This is a genomic window from uncultured Ramlibacter sp., assembly GCF_936925435.1.
GTDB lineage: Bacteria > Pseudomonadota > Gammaproteobacteria > Burkholderiales > Burkholderiaceae_C > Ramlibacter.
In genome coordinates this window covers 108,330-122,873 of record NZ_CAKZHQ010000048.1, presented here as the reverse complement: position 1 = coordinate 122,873, position 14,544 = coordinate 108,330, and the positions used below count along the sequence as shown (strand labels likewise).

The following is a 14,544-nucleotide window of genomic DNA, read 5'->3' as shown; positions in this document are numbered from 1 at the left end:
AGACGCGCGATGAAGCTGAACCACGCTGCCCGCCTTGCCGTTGCGGCCGCCCTTGCCACCGGTGCCCCCCTCGCTCTGGCCCAGAGCACCAGCCAGGGCGTGAGCAAGAACGAGATCCTGATCGGCACCATCCAGGACATGTCGGGCCCGCTGGCCGGCTACGGCAAGCAGGCCCGCAACGGCATGCTGCTGCGCATCGACGAATTGAACGAGCAAGGCAGCATCCATGGCCGCAAGCTCAAGCTGGTGGCCGAGGACGACGGCTACGATCCCAAGAAGGCGGTGCTGGCGGCGCAAAAACTGGTCAACCAGGACAAGGTCTTCATCATGGCCGGCCACCTGGGCACGGCGCAGAACATGGCCTCCATGCCGGTGCAGTTCGAAAAAGGCGTGGTCAACTTCTTTCCCATCACGGCCGCGCGCGAGATGTACGAGCCCCTGCACAAGCTCAAGTACTCGTTTGCCGCCACCTACTACGACCAGATCCGCATCGCCCTGCCCAAGCTGGTCAAGGAAAAGAACGCCAAGAAGGTCTGCACCATCTACCAGGACGACGACTTCGGCCTGGAAGTGCAGCGCGGCGCCGAGGCCGGCCTCAAGAGCATTTCGATGGAGGTGGCCGAAAAGACCAGCTACAAGCGCGGCGCCACCGACTTCTCATCGCAGGTGGCGAAGATGAAATCCTCCGGCTGCGAAATCGTGGTGCTGGGCACCATCATCCGCGAGACCATAGGCACCATCGCCGAGTCGCGCAAGACCGGCTTCAACCCGGTCTTCATCGGCTCCAGCGCGCTGTACACCGACCTGATCCACAAGCTGGGCGGCAAGGCCATGGACGGCCTGTACGGCACGATGACGGTTCAGCATCCCTACCTGGACGAGGCCTCGCAGCCGATGCGCTTCTGGGCCAACAAGTACAAGACCAAGTTCAACGAAGACCCGACGGTCTTCTCGGTCTACGGCTACATCATCATCGACGCCTTCATCAAGGCGGCGCAGAAGGCCGGCCCGAACCTGAACACCGACAGCTTCGTCAAGGCCATGGACACCCTGACCATCGAGCCCGACATGTTCGGCAGCCCGCAAAGCAGCTACACCGCCACCAAGCGCCTGGGCAACGACCTGTCGCGCCTGTCGCAGATCAAGGATGGCAAGTGGGTGGTGGTGTCGGACTACGTCAAGCCCTGAGGGCGGGCGCGCCCGCGTGCATCGACCGGGCCCGCGCCATGCTCGGGGCGTGGCCGACGATGCGCTTGAAGGCCCGGCTGAAGGAGGCCTCCGAGTCGTAGCCCAGGCGGCCGGCGGCGACGGTGACCCGCATGCCTTCCTGGCCGATCCAGCGGCTGGCCTGGAACATCCTGATCTTGGCGACGTACTTCGCCGGGCTTTCGCCCACAGCCTCCTTGAAAGCCTGCGAGAAGCGCGAGCGCGACGCACCCATCAGCTGCGCGAGCGCGGGCACGCTCCAGTCGCGTTCCGGCTCCGCATGGATGGCCACGAGCACCTTGCCCACGCTGGGGCAGCGCAGGGCGCTGATCCAGCCGGTGGAGTTGCTGCAGGCGCATTCCACCCATGCGCGGATGATGCTCGCCGCCAGCACGTCGGCCATGCGCGCGAGAATGCCGCAGGCGCCGATGCGGTTGTGCGCCACTTCACGCTCCATCGCGTCCAGCAGCAGCGGCACCGTCGGGTCGCGCCGTGCCAGCTCGCCGGCCCGGATCACCTGCGGCATCATCGCCAGCAGGGGATGCAGCGGGTCGAGGTTGAAACGCATCTCCCCGCAGAACAGCACATGGGAAGGAGGGCCTGCATCGCCGGCCGCGCCGCGCACCATGTAGATGTCGTCGGCCACGCCCACCCGCGCCAGCGAGTCAATGGGCACGGCGCGAACCTCCGGCGCGCTGGCCAGCACATGGGCGCCGCCCCGCGGCAACAGCACGGCATCGCCGGCATTCAACTGCAGCCACTCCGAGTCCTGGGCGCGGATCCAGCAGCCGCCACTGGCGACGAAATGGAACCGCGGGGTCGGCTGCGCCGGGAAGGCCACGGCCCAGGGCGCATGCATCAGGCAGCGGCCATATTCCACCCCTTCCAGGCGCAGGCCCAGCAGGATCTGCGTGAGAAGGTCAGGCGCCTTGGACCCGTCGATGGCGGCCACGATGGCCAGTCTGGAGAAACGGTCAAGCATTTCGGCTGTTCCGGCATGGAAAGCCGCAGATGCTAGGCCTAAGCTGGCCAACCTTACGCACAACAAGGCTTCGCATTCCGTGTCATCTCCTTCCTGCTCTACCTGCCTGGACGCCCTGGCCCCCGCAGGCGTTCCAACCATCGCTGCCCACCCGCCGGCCGCCCGTTGGCCTGGGGTCGCGTCGCTCGCCCTGGGCGTTTTCGGCCTGGTCACCGCCGAATTCCTTCCCGCCAGCCTGCTCACCGCCATGGCGGCGGACCTGCATGTGTCCGTGGGTGTGGCGGGCCAGGCCGTCACGGCCACGGCCCTGGTCGGCGCCGTGGCCGCCCCTTCCATCCCGCTGCTGACCCGGCGCTTCGACCGGAAGTCGGTGCTGCTGGCGCTGACCGGCCTGCTCCTGGTGTCCAACCTGCTCGCCGCCACAGCCGGTTCGCTGGCCGTCCTGCTGGGCGCGCGCGTGCTCCTGGGCATTGCGCTGGGCGGCTTCTGGTCGATGGCAGCCGCCCTGGCGATGCGGCTGGTGCCGGAGCCGCTGGTCGCGCGCGCGATTTCGGTGGTGCTGACCGGGGTCTCCGTCGCCACCGTCTGCGCGGCGCCGATCGGCGCGTGGATGGGCGAACTGTGGGGTTGGCGCAGCGCCTTCATCGCGGCCGGTGCGGTCAGCGTGCTGGCGCTCGCGGTGCAGGCCCTGACCCTGCCGGCCTTGCCACCGAGAGGCCAGGCGAACCTGAGGGCCCTGGGCGCCCTGCTCGCGCGGCCGGATGTGCGCACCGCTCTGGTGGCCGTGCTGTTCGTGATCTCCGGCCATTTCGCGGGATTCACCTACATCCGGCCGGTGATGGAGGAAGTGACCCGGCTGCCGGTCGAAGCGATCTCCGCCATCCTGCTGGGCTACGGCGTCGGCGGCTTCTTCGGCAACTTCGCCGGCGGATGGATCGCAGGACGCAGCGAGCGCCACGCCATCGTGGCGGGCGGCGTGCTGATCGTCCTGCTGGCCTTGAGCCTGCTGGTCGCCGGCACTTCCACCGCCGTGACGGCCATCACCGTGACCCTGTGGGGCTTCGCCTTCGGCGCGTTTCCGGTCGGCTTCCAGACCTGGATCCTGCGCAGCGCGCCGGACCAGGCCGAAGGGGCCGGCGGCCTGCTGGTCGCCGCGTTCCAGGTGGCGATCGCCGCCGGGGCCGTGGGCGGCGGCCTGCTGGTCGACCATGCCGGCGCCCTTGGCGCACCCGCTTTTGCGGTGGTGGCGTTGGGGCTGGGCAGCTTGATCACATGGCGCTATGGCCCGGGAGCACGTTCATGAGCAAGCTACCGGAAACCACCATGCCCGCCACCTTGACCAACCGGCGCATCACGCTGGCAAACCATCCACAGGGCCTGCCGCTGGCCGCTGATTTCCGCCTGCAGACCGAGGCTGTCACTGCGCCCGGTGAGGGGCAGGTGCTGCTGCGCACGCTGTACCTGTCGCTCGACCCGTACATGCGCAACCTGATGGACAAGACCGGCCCCGGCTATGCGCAGCCCGTCCCCCTGGGGGCCACCATGGTCGGCGGCACCATCAGCCGGGTCGTCGCCTCGCGCCATCCGGGCTTCCATCCCGGCGAACTGGTGCTTGCCAATGCAGGCTGGCAGGACTACGCCTTGTCGGATGGCAGCGGGCTGGAGGCGCTGGGCGACATGGCCGTGCCCTCCCATGCGCTGGGTGGCCTGGGCATGCCGGGCTTCACCGCACATGTCGGCCTGCTGGACATCGGCCGCCCGCGGCCCGGCGAGACGGTGGTGGTGGCGGCAGCGACCGGAGCGGTGGGATCCATGGTCGGCCAGATCGCCAGGCTCAAGGGCGCGCGGGTGGTGGGTGTTGCCGGCGGCGAGGACAAGTGCCGCCATGCCGTGCAGGAACTGGGCTTCGCTGCCTGCGTCGACCGGCGCGGCCCCGGCTTCGCGCAGCGGCTGGCCCAGGCCTGCCCGCAAGGCATCGATGTGTATTTCGAGAATGTGGGCGGCGCGGTGCTCGATGCGGTGCTGCCGTTGCTGAACGTCGGCGCACGGGTGCCGGTGTGCGGCTTCATCGCGCACTACAACGACGCGGCGCCCGCATTGCGGCCGGACCATCTGCCGAAGCTGCTGGCCACAGTCTTGCAAAAGCGCGTCCACATGCAGGGCTTCATCATCCTGGACCACTATGGCGAGCGCTTCGAGGCCTTCCGCCGTGAAATGGCCGGCTGGGTCGCCGCGGGCAAGGTGAAGCTGCAGGAACATGTCGTGGACGGCCTGGAGAACGCCCCCGCGGCCCTGGTCGACATGCTGGAAGGACACCACCACGGAAAACTGCTGATCAGGGTCGCGGCCCTGTAACCCATGCAGCAACGAACACGCCGCCCATGAACGGCGAGACGTTGGCAAGCCTCAGGGCGCACCCTGGCCGGGACCGGGTTCCTGCAAGCTGGTGCCGATGCCGTAAAGCGCGAGCAGGCCCAGCACGTGGCCGATGGCGACGCCAGGCTCGCCCGCTTCAATCCGCCCTATGGTCTGGACGTGCACACCCAGCCGGGCAGCGGCGGCCGCCTGGCCATCGCCGGCACGGGTGCGGGCCAGCCTGGCCGCCGCCCCCATGTCCTTGATCGCCTGGAGAGCGTCGCCGCCAATGTCCGCCGAGATCCGTTTGCCTTGCGCCATGGCCGGATTGTCGCCGCTCGCGGACGCGCCACAATCAGCCGTGCCGTCCGCCCAAGCTGCCCCACCGCCCCAGCCCTATTGGCTCTACCTCCTGGAATGCGAGGATGGCGTCTACTACGCGGGGATCGCGCTCGACGTCGAGCAGCGCTTCTTCCAGCATGTCTTCGGCCTGGGCGCCAGGTTCACGCGCGCGCGACCCCCGGTGCGGGTGCTTGCGGCCCGCGAATATGCGAGCAAGGGCGATGCATTGCGGGCCGAGCTGCACCTGAAGGCCCTGCCCCGCGCAAAGAAGCTGGCATTCTTTGGCCAGGGCGCGGTGCCTGGCCCGGCCGCGGCGTCTACCAGGCGGCGGGCTGCGTAGCCAGGAAGTCGTGGCCCATGGCCGCGTCATGCAGCGGCTGCTCCTGCCAGGCCAGCTCGGCCAGCCGCCGGCGCATGGTCAGCTCCTGCGCGGTGCGCAGCACGCGGGCCAGGGGCAGCTCGGGCCCCGCCAGGTCTGAACCCAGGCTGCTGGCCATCGCCGTCAGGCCGGGCGTCAGCTCCCAGGCCGGAATCAGCCGCGCCAGCAACTGGTCGCGGCGGCGCAGCAGGGCCTGTTGGTGGACGGCGTCCAGCAGGACGTTGGCCGTCAGCACAGGTTCCACGCCGTGGATCTCGAAGATGCGCAGCAAGGCGCTCCAGCCGGCGTTTTGCAGCAGGCCGGCCACATAGGCATCGAAGCCGTCCACCCCTTCTGTGCGGGCCAGCTGCACACAGGCAATGGCGCAGCGCTCGGACTCCTGCCACAGGCGTTCGGCCGAACGGGCCTGCAGCGATGAACCATCCGAGCGGTACAAGGGGCGCGCCACCACCCTGGCGATCACCTGCTCGACACCCGTGCTGCCCAGGATGGCCACGGCCTGGCGGACATGGATGGCGGCGCCAGGCTGGCGCGCGTACAGCGCCGAGCGCGCCATGCGCAGCACTTCGGCCGTGAGCACGGTGTCCTGCTGGATCTGGGAGGCGAGTTCGGCGATGGAATAGGTTTCGTTGCGCAGGATGCGGATCAGCCGCGGCAGCACGGTGGGGCTGCGCCGCAACAGGCGGACACAGGAGCCCTTGGAGTTGATTTCCAGGTCCGCCGCCTGCGCCAGCAGCGCAGGCGACCTGGCCACCCGCGCCGGCTTGCCATGGTCCACGCCCAGCAACCAGGCCAGGTAGGCGCCCACGGCGTCGGGCGTCAGTTCGCCGGCCGGCCCATCCTGGGAAAAGCCCAGGTCGTCCGCGGGCACGCTGGAGTGCCCCGGATCGGGCGCTGCGTCCTGGCCCAAGACCAGGCGCAGAAGTCGGCCGAGGTTTGCCAGGGACATTGACGCGGTTCCATGATGGAGAGCGTCCATTGTGGGCTGGCTCGGCCCCATGGAGCGCCGGATATGCGGCAGCCCCGTCCCGCTTTTCGCCGGCTTGTCGCGCGCCCGCTGTCTTCACGCCTAGCACACCTGTCACGCACTGCTGTCCACCAGAGACGTGGAGAAGGCTGTGGACAAGCTTGTGGAGCCCTCGCTGCAACCGCGCCAGTGCTCGCTCTGCAGCTGTTGCTTATTCGTTGGGCAGCCGGTCCCGCACGGAAATCAAATATTTCTGGCAACTGCCTAAAGAAGTGGCACCGCTCGCCAAGCCAGGCCTGGCGCCGGTCTGGCGCGATGTCTACAAGGTTATCAACACCTCTGTCCACGGTTGGCGCGGACAGCCGGGCCTTGTGATGTGTTAGGCGCTAGGCGGCTGCATCGCGCATGGCGACTCTGGCCGGCGCGAACATGCTTCGCCCCAGCCAGCGCCACAGGGATTGCCCCTGGCGCCCGGCGCCCTGCACCACCAGCAAACCGGCGCCGATTTCCTGTTTCGGGTCACTGTCCCCCGTCCAGATCTCGGTGAGGGAACGGACTGTGGAATCCACGACGACCGTGACTTCATGGCCGGGATCATCCCGGCACAGATCGGCGCTGCCATGCTCCACCACCAGCCACCACGATCGCTCGGCCACGGGGGCGTCGCGAAAGCGGAAATGCACGACAGTCCGGCCTGCCGGGAACTCGTCGATCCGCGCAAAACGCCGGATATCCCACATCAGGAAGCCAGCATCGAGTTGCTCGCGCCGCAATCGGCTGCCGATCCACCGGGCGCCCCAGTTGCCGATGGCGACCACGATAGGACGCAGCTCCTCCCCTGCCGGCGTGAGGTGGTACTCCCAGCTCTTGCCGGCCCGGACCCGCTCGAGCACCCCGATCGCCTCCAGCTTGCGCAGCCGCTGCGTCAGGAGCGTCGCGGACATGCGCGGCACCCCGCGGTGAATCTCGTTGAAGCGGCAGCTGCCGCAGAGCAGCTCTCGAACCACCAGGGGCGTCCACAGCTCGCCCAGCACCTCGGCGCCGCGTGCGACCGTGCAGAACTGCATGTAGTCGATCATGGTCCCAGTCTATGCCCCATCGCCTGGTTTGAGGACTCCAGAATCTGGACTAGCAGGCAGGCCCAGGGCGGCTTACCTTGACGCCAGTCGACGCATGTCGCGCCGGCACTGCCAGTCAAGGAGAGCCGCCATGGTTGAAACGCTTCAAACCCCCACTGCCGCCGCAACTTTCGACCCCGACAAATTCCGCGCCACCACCCGCATCCAATGGGAAGCCGCGGCGCAAGCATGGGACCACTGGTCGCCCCTGCTGTCGCGCTGGCTGGGCCCGGCGACGCAAGTGATGCTCGATGCGGCCGGCGTCGTGTCAGGCACACGCGTGCTCGACGTTGCCGCAGGGGCCGGCGAGCAGACCCTTGTTGCCGCACGCCGCGCCGGTGCGGCCGGCCATGTGCTCGCCACGGACATCTCACCCACCATCCTGCGCTACGCCAAGGCCGCGGCAGAGAAGGCCGGTCTGGCCAATGTCGAGACGCGGGAGCTCGACGGTGAACGCCACGACCTGTTGCCGGCAGCTTCCTTCGACGCCGCGATCTCGCGCGTCGGCCTGATCTACTTCCCCGACCAGCACCGCGCGCTGGCCGGCATCCGGCACGCCTTGCGGCCGGGCGGCAAGTTCGCTGCGGTGGTGTACTCCACACCGGACAAGAACCCCTTCTTTGCGCTGCCTGTGGGCATCATTCGCCGCCGCGCCCAGTTGCCGCCGCCCTTGCCGGGCCAGCCGGGCCCCTTCTCGCTGGGCGCCGAAGGCGTGCTCGCCCGCACGCTGGAGCAGGCGGGCTTTCGCGACGTGCACGTAGAGAGGGTCGACTCACCGGTGCGCGTGGCGACGGCTGCGGAGTGTGTGCGCTTCGAGCGCGAATCTTTCGGCGCGCTGCTCCAGATGATGTCTGCCATGCCGGACGACGAACGCGCCGCGACCTGGGCCGAGATCGAAAGCACGCTGGCGCAGTTCGAGGCAAAGGGGGATGGCTTCGTCGGACCTTGTGAAATGCTCGTGGGGAGCGGCACGCGCTAACCATGTCAGGCAACGCGCCGTCTGCATCCAGAGCGATGTTCCGTTGGATATCGGCTGATTGTCCGCCCCCATCGCACCAGCCCATGGGAAAATGGCGCATGCCATTGCCTTGCCCCGAGACCGCTGCGCTCGTTCATACGTCCTTCTACAAGTTCACGCCCCTGCCGCAGCCGCAGCCGCTGCTCGCCGCGTCCGCGCTGCGCGAGCTGGTGTCGGCACAGGCGGCGGGTGGGCTGACGGGCAGCATTCTGGTGGCCACTGAAGGTGTCAACGGCATGCTGGCGGGGTCGCCAGCCGCCGTGGAGCGTTTCGAACAGGCGCTCCAGCACGCGCCAGCCTTCGCCGGGGCATTCACCGGGATGGCGTTCAAGCACAGCGCGTGCGTCACCAGGCCCTTTGGCAAGGTGAAAGTGCAGGTCAAGAAGGAGATCGTCCCTCTGGGTGTCGAAGGCGTGGATGCGCGCGCCACGGGCATTCAGGTCAGCCCGGCGGATTGGGCGGACCTGATCAAGCAGCCGGACGTGGTGCTGCTGGACAACCGCAACAGCTTCGAATACCGGCTGGGCCACTTCGAAGGCGCTATCGATCCGCAGGTGGTGAACTTTCGCGACTTTCCCGATTTCGTGCGCGCCCACGCTGCGGCATGGAAAGCCCAAGGCAAACGGGTGGCGATGTATTGCACCGGCGGCATCCGCTGCGAGAAAACCAGCGCCTGGATGCTGGACATGGGCATGCCTTCCTACCAGCTGGAGGGCGGCATCCTCAACTACTTCCAACAGGTGACGGAGCCAGGGCCCGCCTGGCAAGGGGAGTGCTTCGTGTTCGATAACCGGGTTGCGCTGGACACGAACTTGCAGGAGACAGCGACCACGCTCGAAGACGTGTACCAGGACGAACACGATGGCCCGTGGCGACTGCAACGGGCCCTTCGGCTCGCCGCAGCCGTCGAGGAGTAAGCATGCTGCCGATGCGCGATGGCGTCAGTGCCAGCCAGGTGGCCCTGCCCGCAGGCCACTGGGAGTGCGTCCTCGACTTTCTGGTGGAAAGGTTCCCTGCAATCTGCGCGGCCGACTGGGTCAGCCGGATGGATGCGGGTGACGTGGTGGACGCAACTGGTCGCGCGGTCGCGGCGCAGCAGGCGTATGTTGCGCATGGCAAGCTGTACTACTACCGCACCGTCGCGAACGAGTCACCCAATGCCGCGCAAGCCACCGTGCTTTTCGAGGACGAGCATCTCGTCGTGGCCGACAAGCCGCATTTCCTGCCAGTGACGCCGTCTGGCCAATACCTGCAGGAAACGCTGCTGATCCGCTTGCGCCGCCAGTTCGACCTGCCCGACCTGACGCCCTTGCACCGGATTGATCGGGAAACCGCCGGCATCGTTCTCTTCGCCAAGCAGCCGGCTGCCCGCGGCGCCTACCAGACCCTCTTTGCCAACCGCAAAGTCACCAAGCAGTACCAGGCTCTCGCGTCCAGCGACGCGCGGCTGCAGTTTCCGTTGACCCGCACCAGCACCTTGCTGACCAGCGACCACTTCATGCAGATGCGTGAGGCCGATGTGCAAGCTGGAGCGAAGCCCAACGCACACACAGAAATCGAGCTGATGGAAACGCGCGGACCGTGGGCCCGTTACCGCCTGCGTCCAAGCACCGGCAAGCGCCACCAGTTGCGGGTGCACATGGCGGCACTCGGGCTGCCCATCCTGGGTGACCGCATCTACCCCAAGCTGATGGGCCAAGGTGGCGACGAGACAGCCAACCCGCTGAGACTGCTCGCCGCCAGCCTGGCATTCCGCGACCCCATCAGCGGCGAAGAACGCTGCTTCGCCAGCCGTCGGCAGTTGCACTTTCCCGATCCGGACTGAACCACGCGCGCCATCCCGCCTGGCGCGCCTGGGACCGCGATGGCGACTTCCGGCCGGGAACAGACGTCGCCTGCGTAGCGCCAAGAGCCACGTCAAAAAGGGCAATGTCAGCAACCGATCCAACGCGGCCGTTTACGATCCGTAGCAGCCGCACTGCGGCCGGCGCCAGGCTCAGGAACGACAATTGCCAGGGGTCGGGCAGCCCCCCCGTCCGATGCTCGTCTCTGTCATTTTTGGAGAATGAAAATGCTCAGTAAAAACACGATCTGCCTCTGGTACGACGGCACCGCCCTGGAAGCCGCGCAGTTTTACGCAAAGACCTTCCCGGACAGCACCGTGGGTGCCATCCTGCGTGCGCCCGGCGACTATCCTGCCGGCAAACAGGGCGACGTCTTGACGGTCGATTTCACCGTCCTCAGCATCCCTTGCCTGGGCCTCAACGGCGGCCCGACTTTCAAGCACAGCGAGGCCTTCTCGTTCCAGGTGGCGACCGACGACCAGGCCGAGACCGACCGGCTGTGGAACGCGATCGTCGGCAACGGCGGCGAGGAAAGCGAATGTGGCTGGTGCAAGGACAAATGGGGCCTGTCATGGCAGATCACGCCGCGCGTCCTCACGCAGGCCATCACCGATCCCGATCCCGCCGTGGCCAAACGCGCCTTCGAGGCGATGATGCAGATGCGAAAGATCGACATCGCCACCATCGAGGCGGCGCGCCGCGGCTGAACCCGCCATGGGCCAATTGGAATGACGGCGCCAAAACATCGCATTTTCACCATGGCGTTCGCCAAGGTCCATCCGCTCTGCCAGCTGGACAAACTGGTGGACGAACTCGCCAAAGGCAAGGCGATCGAGAAGATCCTGCGGCGGTAAACGACCTGTCATCGGCAAGTCACGGCGCTTTGGCAGTCTGCGCTCTTCGCAACCCGAGGAGCCCCCATGACAAGCAAGACCGCCGCCTTCGTGCTGTGCCTGAGCGCAGCCTGCTGCGCCCCCGCCATCGCGCAACAGGCCTTCCCCGCCACCCTGGCCGGCCACGCCGTGCTGCCGGCGGCCAGCTTCATCCCCGCACCCAAGGACGCGCCGGCCGACCTGCAGCTCAGTGGCAAATTCACCACCGCCAAGCGCGCCGACAAGCCCGGCAGCGTCGAAGGCCTGTCGGGCGGCCGCCCCACCGGGCTGTCCCTGCCGTTCAAAGGCCAGCCTGTGCAGGGCCATTCGGGCATCAAGCGCGTGGCCGACGGCAGCTACTGGATCCTCACGGACAACGGTTTCGGCAGCAAGGCCAATTCGCCCGATGCCATGCTGTTCCTCAATCGCTACACGGTGGACTTCAAGGGCGGCACGCTCAAACGCCAGCAGACCGTCTTCCTGCACGACCCGGACAAGCAGGTGCCTTTTCGCATCGTCCATGAGGGCACGAAACAGCGCTACCTGACCGGCAGCGACTTCGACACCGAGAGCTTCCAGATCGCCGGCGGCCACTTCTGGATCGGCGACGAATTCGGCCCCTTCCTGATCAAGGCCGATATGCGCGGCAAGGTGGTCGCGGTGTTCGAGACCCAGGTCGATGGCAAGGTCGTGCGCTCGCCCGACCATCCGGCTGTGACCACGCCCGGCGCGCCCGGCAGCAACGTGGCCTTCCAGGTGCGCCGCTCCAAGGGTTATGAGGGCATGGCCTCCAGCAAGGATGGAAGCAAGCTCTACGCCCTGCTGGAAGGCGCGCTGTGGGACGAGCAGGCCAAGGCCTTCGAGACGCTGGACGGCAAGCAGTACCTGCGCGTTCTGGAGTTCGACGTGGCCAGCGAGAAGTGGACCGGCCGCCACTGGAAGTACGTGTTGGAAGCCAACCACCATGCCATCGGCGACTTCAACATGATCGATGCCAACACGGGTCTGATCATCGAGCGCGACAACGGCGAGGGCACACCCGACAAGGCCTGCCCCGAGGGCCAGAAGGCCGCCGGGTGCTTCCATGACCTGCCCAAGTTCAAGCGCATCTACAAGGTGGAGTTCAGCGATGCGAATGCCGGCGGCGCGATGAAGAAGATCGCCTACATCGACCTGCTGCAGATCGCCGACCCGGACAGGCTGGCGCGCAAGCCGCTGAGCAACGGCGTGCTGGCCCTGCCCTTCTTCACCATCGAGAACGTGGACGTGGTGGATGCGCGCCACATCATCGTGGGCAACGACAACAACCTGCCCTTCTCGTCCAGCCGCGAGCCGAACAAGGCCGACGACAACGAATTGGTGCTTCTGGAAGTGGGCGACTTTCTCAAGGCAAGCAGCGCGCCCTGAGCTGCTTGCCTGGTCCCCGCTTACTTGGCTGGTTGCGGCGCAGCGGCCGGGGCCTGCTGGGTCTTGCGGTAGACCTCCAGCACGGTGGCGAAGTCGCGCTCATAGTTCACCGCCAGCATGGTGTCGTTGCCCGGCAGCAGCTTGCGCAGATTGGGCGAGAAGCTGTAGGCGAAGCTGCACTTGCGCACGCGGGCGGCCACTTCGGGCGCCACGTCCTTGGTCATGATCCAGCTCTCGGTCATGAAGGGCGGGCTTTCCCAGACGGTGCGGATGCTGGAGCCGCGCACCTCGCCCTTGACGAGCATGCGCGAGTACAGGTCGCTGGCCACGGCGGCGCCGTCATAGAAGCCGTGCATCACGCCCATCACCGAGCGCTCATGGCCGTTGGAGAACACCACTTCGTAGTTCTTCTCCGGGGTCAGGCCGATGGCCGGGAACAGCGCGCGCGGCGCCAGGTTGCCGGAGTTGGAGGTCGGCGTGGTGTGGGCGATCTTCTTGCCCACCAGGTCCTGCGGCAGCTTGTAGGGGCTGTCGATGCGCGAGATCAGGATCAGCTTGTACGAGTTGGGCTTGTTGGCGGCCTTGTTGCCGGGCACGGCAAACGGCGCCGGCTGGCCGGCGGCCACCAGCTGGGGCACCAGGCCGGGGTTGACCTGGGCCAGCTGCGCCTTGCCGGTCTTGACGGCTTCGATCAGGTCCTTCTCGGCCAGGGTGTCGACGTTGCTGCTTTGCTCCAGCGACTCGCCCGCGGCATTGCGCAGGCTGACGTTGGCGCAGCTGGCCAGGTGGCTGAAGTAGCCGCCCCACAGGCCCATGGTCTCGGTCTTGCCGTAGGTGCGCGGCATGGCCACGACCAGGACGTCCTTGGCGGCCGTAGAGGCCTTGGCGGCCGCGGCCGGCTTGGCCGCCGCTGGGGCGGCTGCAGCGGGTTGTGCGGTCTGGGAATAGGCAGGCAGAGCGCAGCCCAGGGCGGCCGCGACGGCCACCGCGCGGGTGGAAAATTTCATGGGAATCCCCTCCGGTGATTTTTGTGTGATGCGCCGCCTTGATCGCGGCCTGTCCACTTTAGCAGGCAGGTGAAGAGGCGGTCAGCTACTGCGCCACGGCAACTGATTTGACTTCCATCGACCGAATCCAGGTCTCAAGGCGCTGGTTCACAGCTTTCCAATGGCCGGAAGTCATGTCCTCCCAAGAAGTGCTGTATCCATAGACAACGATGAACGGACGATCGCCTACATCACGCAGTTTGAAGAATCCTTCAATATGACAGAAGCGAGGCGACCTCAATTTCTCGTCGTAGATGACAGCTGGTGCGCAAACAACAAATGACTTGTCGTCGTTCTTGGGGAGGTAGTACCACCATGAAGCATCGCAGGGACTTGGAGCCGTGAGCTGGCCTTTGAAGGACGATATCCTGGGACTCCGATCGATGCAGGTCTTGCGCGCATAGGCTTGAAAATCTGCGGCAGAGGATTCAGTCGGCACGTACGACCCATCGATCAGATAGGAAGTGGACTTGCTATCGCTTTCCATACGCCGGTTCGCGGTAGCGTGCCCTTCCGAATATTCCTGAAGGCGCCAACCCCAAACCAGCATCTGCACGGCATATGACTCTCCGGCTTTGGCGGACCGCTCGCGCTTGCGAATGACCTCCATTTCGTTGACCCACGCATTTCCGGATTTGCCGGCAGTGAGCACCTCATTCGGCGTGAACACCACGTCTTCATACGAGAAGCCACCACGTTGCGAACCGTCATCCCCTCTTCCATATTTCGCTGGGACTCGCAGTACTGCCACCGCATCCTCTTTCCTGCGCATCCAACAGTGGTCCGTTCCGAAGTTGGGATCGCCTGCTTTGCACGGTGACGCCGGGGCGAGCCAAACGAGTCGATCTGGTTCCGGCTTTTTGCAGGCGCTCACACTAAACAAGACCAGGGTGCAGCCAAGCCATGCACAGCATCTCGAAATTGCCCAATCTCGCATCACCTCTCCCCAAAACCTTAGGGATCCTAGGTGGGCGGCGATGAGAAGGCAATGCAGGGACCACAAAGCGA

General features: G+C 66.5%; 16 protein-coding genes. 10 read left to right on the top strand and 6 right to left on the bottom strand.

Annotated features, from left to right (window positions below; genetic code table 11):
• The first annotated feature begins 9 nt into the window (after positions 1-9).
• Positions 10-1,188, top strand: a complete 1,179-nt coding sequence (locus Q0632_RS19220; protein WP_298933196.1) for an ABC transporter substrate-binding protein — start codon at positions 10-12, stop codon at positions 1,186-1,188.
• On the opposite strand, the gene Q0632_RS19215 is transcribed toward Q0632_RS19220, so the two are convergent.
• A complete protein-coding gene (locus Q0632_RS19215; RefSeq protein WP_298933194.1) occupies positions 1,178-2,188 on the bottom strand; it encodes an AraC family transcriptional regulator in 1,011 nt (336 codons plus the stop codon). The two genes, Q0632_RS19220 and Q0632_RS19215, sit on opposite strands and share 11 nt — an antisense overlap.
• Before the next feature lie 139 nt (positions 2,189-2,327).
• Here Q0632_RS19215 and Q0632_RS19210 point away from each other — a divergent pair, with 139 nt between their 5' ends.
• Together Q0632_RS19210 and Q0632_RS19205 are read left to right on the top strand one after the other, a co-directional pair.
• Entirely contained in the window at positions 2,328-3,491 is a 1,164-nt protein-coding gene (locus Q0632_RS19210; protein ID WP_298933316.1) for an MFS transporter, read from the top strand.
• A 20-nt stretch (positions 3,492-3,511) separates the two neighbouring features.
• On the top strand, positions 3,512-4,543 hold the full coding sequence (locus Q0632_RS19205; RefSeq protein ID WP_298933314.1) for an NADP-dependent oxidoreductase: 1,032 nt from the start codon (positions 3,512-3,514) through the stop codon (positions 4,541-4,543).
• 51 nt (positions 4,544-4,594) lie between these two features.
• Here the strand turns inward: Q0632_RS19205 and Q0632_RS19200 are convergent, their stop codons facing one another.
• Positions 4,595-4,864 (bottom strand): helix-turn-helix domain-containing protein, encoded by a 270-nt coding sequence (locus Q0632_RS19200; protein ID WP_298933192.1) that lies wholly within the window; start codon positions 4,862-4,864, stop codon positions 4,595-4,597.
• On the opposite strand from Q0632_RS19200, the gene Q0632_RS19195 reads away from it, so the two are divergent.
• Positions 4,863-5,225: a GIY-YIG nuclease family protein gene (locus Q0632_RS19195; RefSeq protein ID WP_298933189.1), complete on the top strand. Its 363-nt coding sequence runs from the start codon at positions 4,863-4,865 to the stop codon at positions 5,223-5,225. The genes Q0632_RS19200 and Q0632_RS19195 overlap by 2 nt on opposite strands.
• Here the strand turns inward: Q0632_RS19195 and Q0632_RS19190 are convergent.
• Positions 5,203-6,213 carry an HDOD domain-containing protein gene (locus Q0632_RS19190; protein WP_298933186.1) on the bottom strand — a complete coding sequence of 337 codons (1,011 nt, stop codon included), beginning with the start codon at positions 6,211-6,213 and terminating at the stop codon, positions 5,203-5,205. The genes Q0632_RS19195 and Q0632_RS19190 overlap by 23 nt on opposite strands.
• Positions 6,214-6,617: 404 nt before the next feature.
• Complete coding sequence (locus Q0632_RS19185) at positions 6,618-7,310, bottom strand: helix-turn-helix domain-containing protein (RefSeq protein ID WP_298933183.1); 693 nt, start codon at positions 7,308-7,310, stop codon at positions 6,618-6,620.
• A 130-nt stretch (positions 7,311-7,440) separates the two neighbouring features.
• Between Q0632_RS19185 and Q0632_RS19180 the strand changes: the two genes are divergently transcribed.
• The 6 genes from Q0632_RS19180 to Q0632_RS19155 all read left to right on the top strand — a co-directional run bounded on the left by Q0632_RS19180 (position 7,441) and on the right by Q0632_RS19155 (position 12,490).
• A complete protein-coding gene (locus Q0632_RS19180) occupies positions 7,441-8,328 on the top strand; it encodes a methyltransferase domain-containing protein (RefSeq protein WP_298933181.1) in 888 nt (295 codons plus the stop codon).
• An 83-nt stretch (positions 8,329-8,411) separates the two neighbouring features.
• Positions 8,412-9,284, top strand: a complete 873-nt coding sequence (locus Q0632_RS19175) for a rhodanese-like domain-containing protein (RefSeq protein ID WP_298933179.1) — start codon at positions 8,412-8,414, stop codon at positions 9,282-9,284.
• Positions 9,285-9,286: 2 nt separating this feature from the next.
• Complete coding sequence (locus Q0632_RS19170; protein WP_298933177.1) at positions 9,287-10,192, top strand: pseudouridine synthase; 906 nt, start codon at positions 9,287-9,289, stop codon at positions 10,190-10,192.
• Between the two features lie 246 nt (positions 10,193-10,438).
• Positions 10,439-10,918 carry a VOC family protein gene (locus Q0632_RS19165; protein ID WP_298933175.1) on the top strand — a complete coding sequence of 160 codons (480 nt, stop codon included), beginning with the start codon at positions 10,439-10,441 and terminating at the stop codon, positions 10,916-10,918.
• Between the two features lie 51 nt (positions 10,919-10,969).
• Positions 10,970-11,065 (top strand): DUF2200 family protein, encoded by a 96-nt coding sequence (locus Q0632_RS19160; RefSeq protein WP_298933173.1) that lies wholly within the window; start codon positions 10,970-10,972, stop codon positions 11,063-11,065.
• 66 nt (positions 11,066-11,131) lie between these two features.
• Positions 11,132-12,490, top strand: a complete 1,359-nt coding sequence (locus Q0632_RS19155) for an esterase-like activity of phytase family protein (RefSeq protein ID WP_298933171.1) — start codon at positions 11,132-11,134, stop codon at positions 12,488-12,490.
• A 20-nt stretch (positions 12,491-12,510) separates the two neighbouring features.
• Here the strand turns inward: Q0632_RS19155 and Q0632_RS19150 are convergent, their stop codons facing one another.
• Together Q0632_RS19150 and Q0632_RS19145 are read right to left on the bottom strand one after the other, a co-directional pair.
• Entirely contained in the window at positions 12,511-13,497 is a 987-nt protein-coding gene (locus tag Q0632_RS19150) for a PhnD/SsuA/transferrin family substrate-binding protein (protein WP_298933169.1), read from the bottom strand.
• A gap of 85 nt (positions 13,498-13,582) precedes the next feature.
• The gene (locus tag Q0632_RS19145) at positions 13,583-14,287 is read right to left on the bottom strand and encodes a hypothetical protein (protein ID WP_298933167.1); all 705 of its coding nucleotides are present in this window, start codon (positions 14,285-14,287) and stop codon (positions 13,583-13,585) included.
• Positions 14,288-14,544 lie beyond the last annotated feature (257 nt).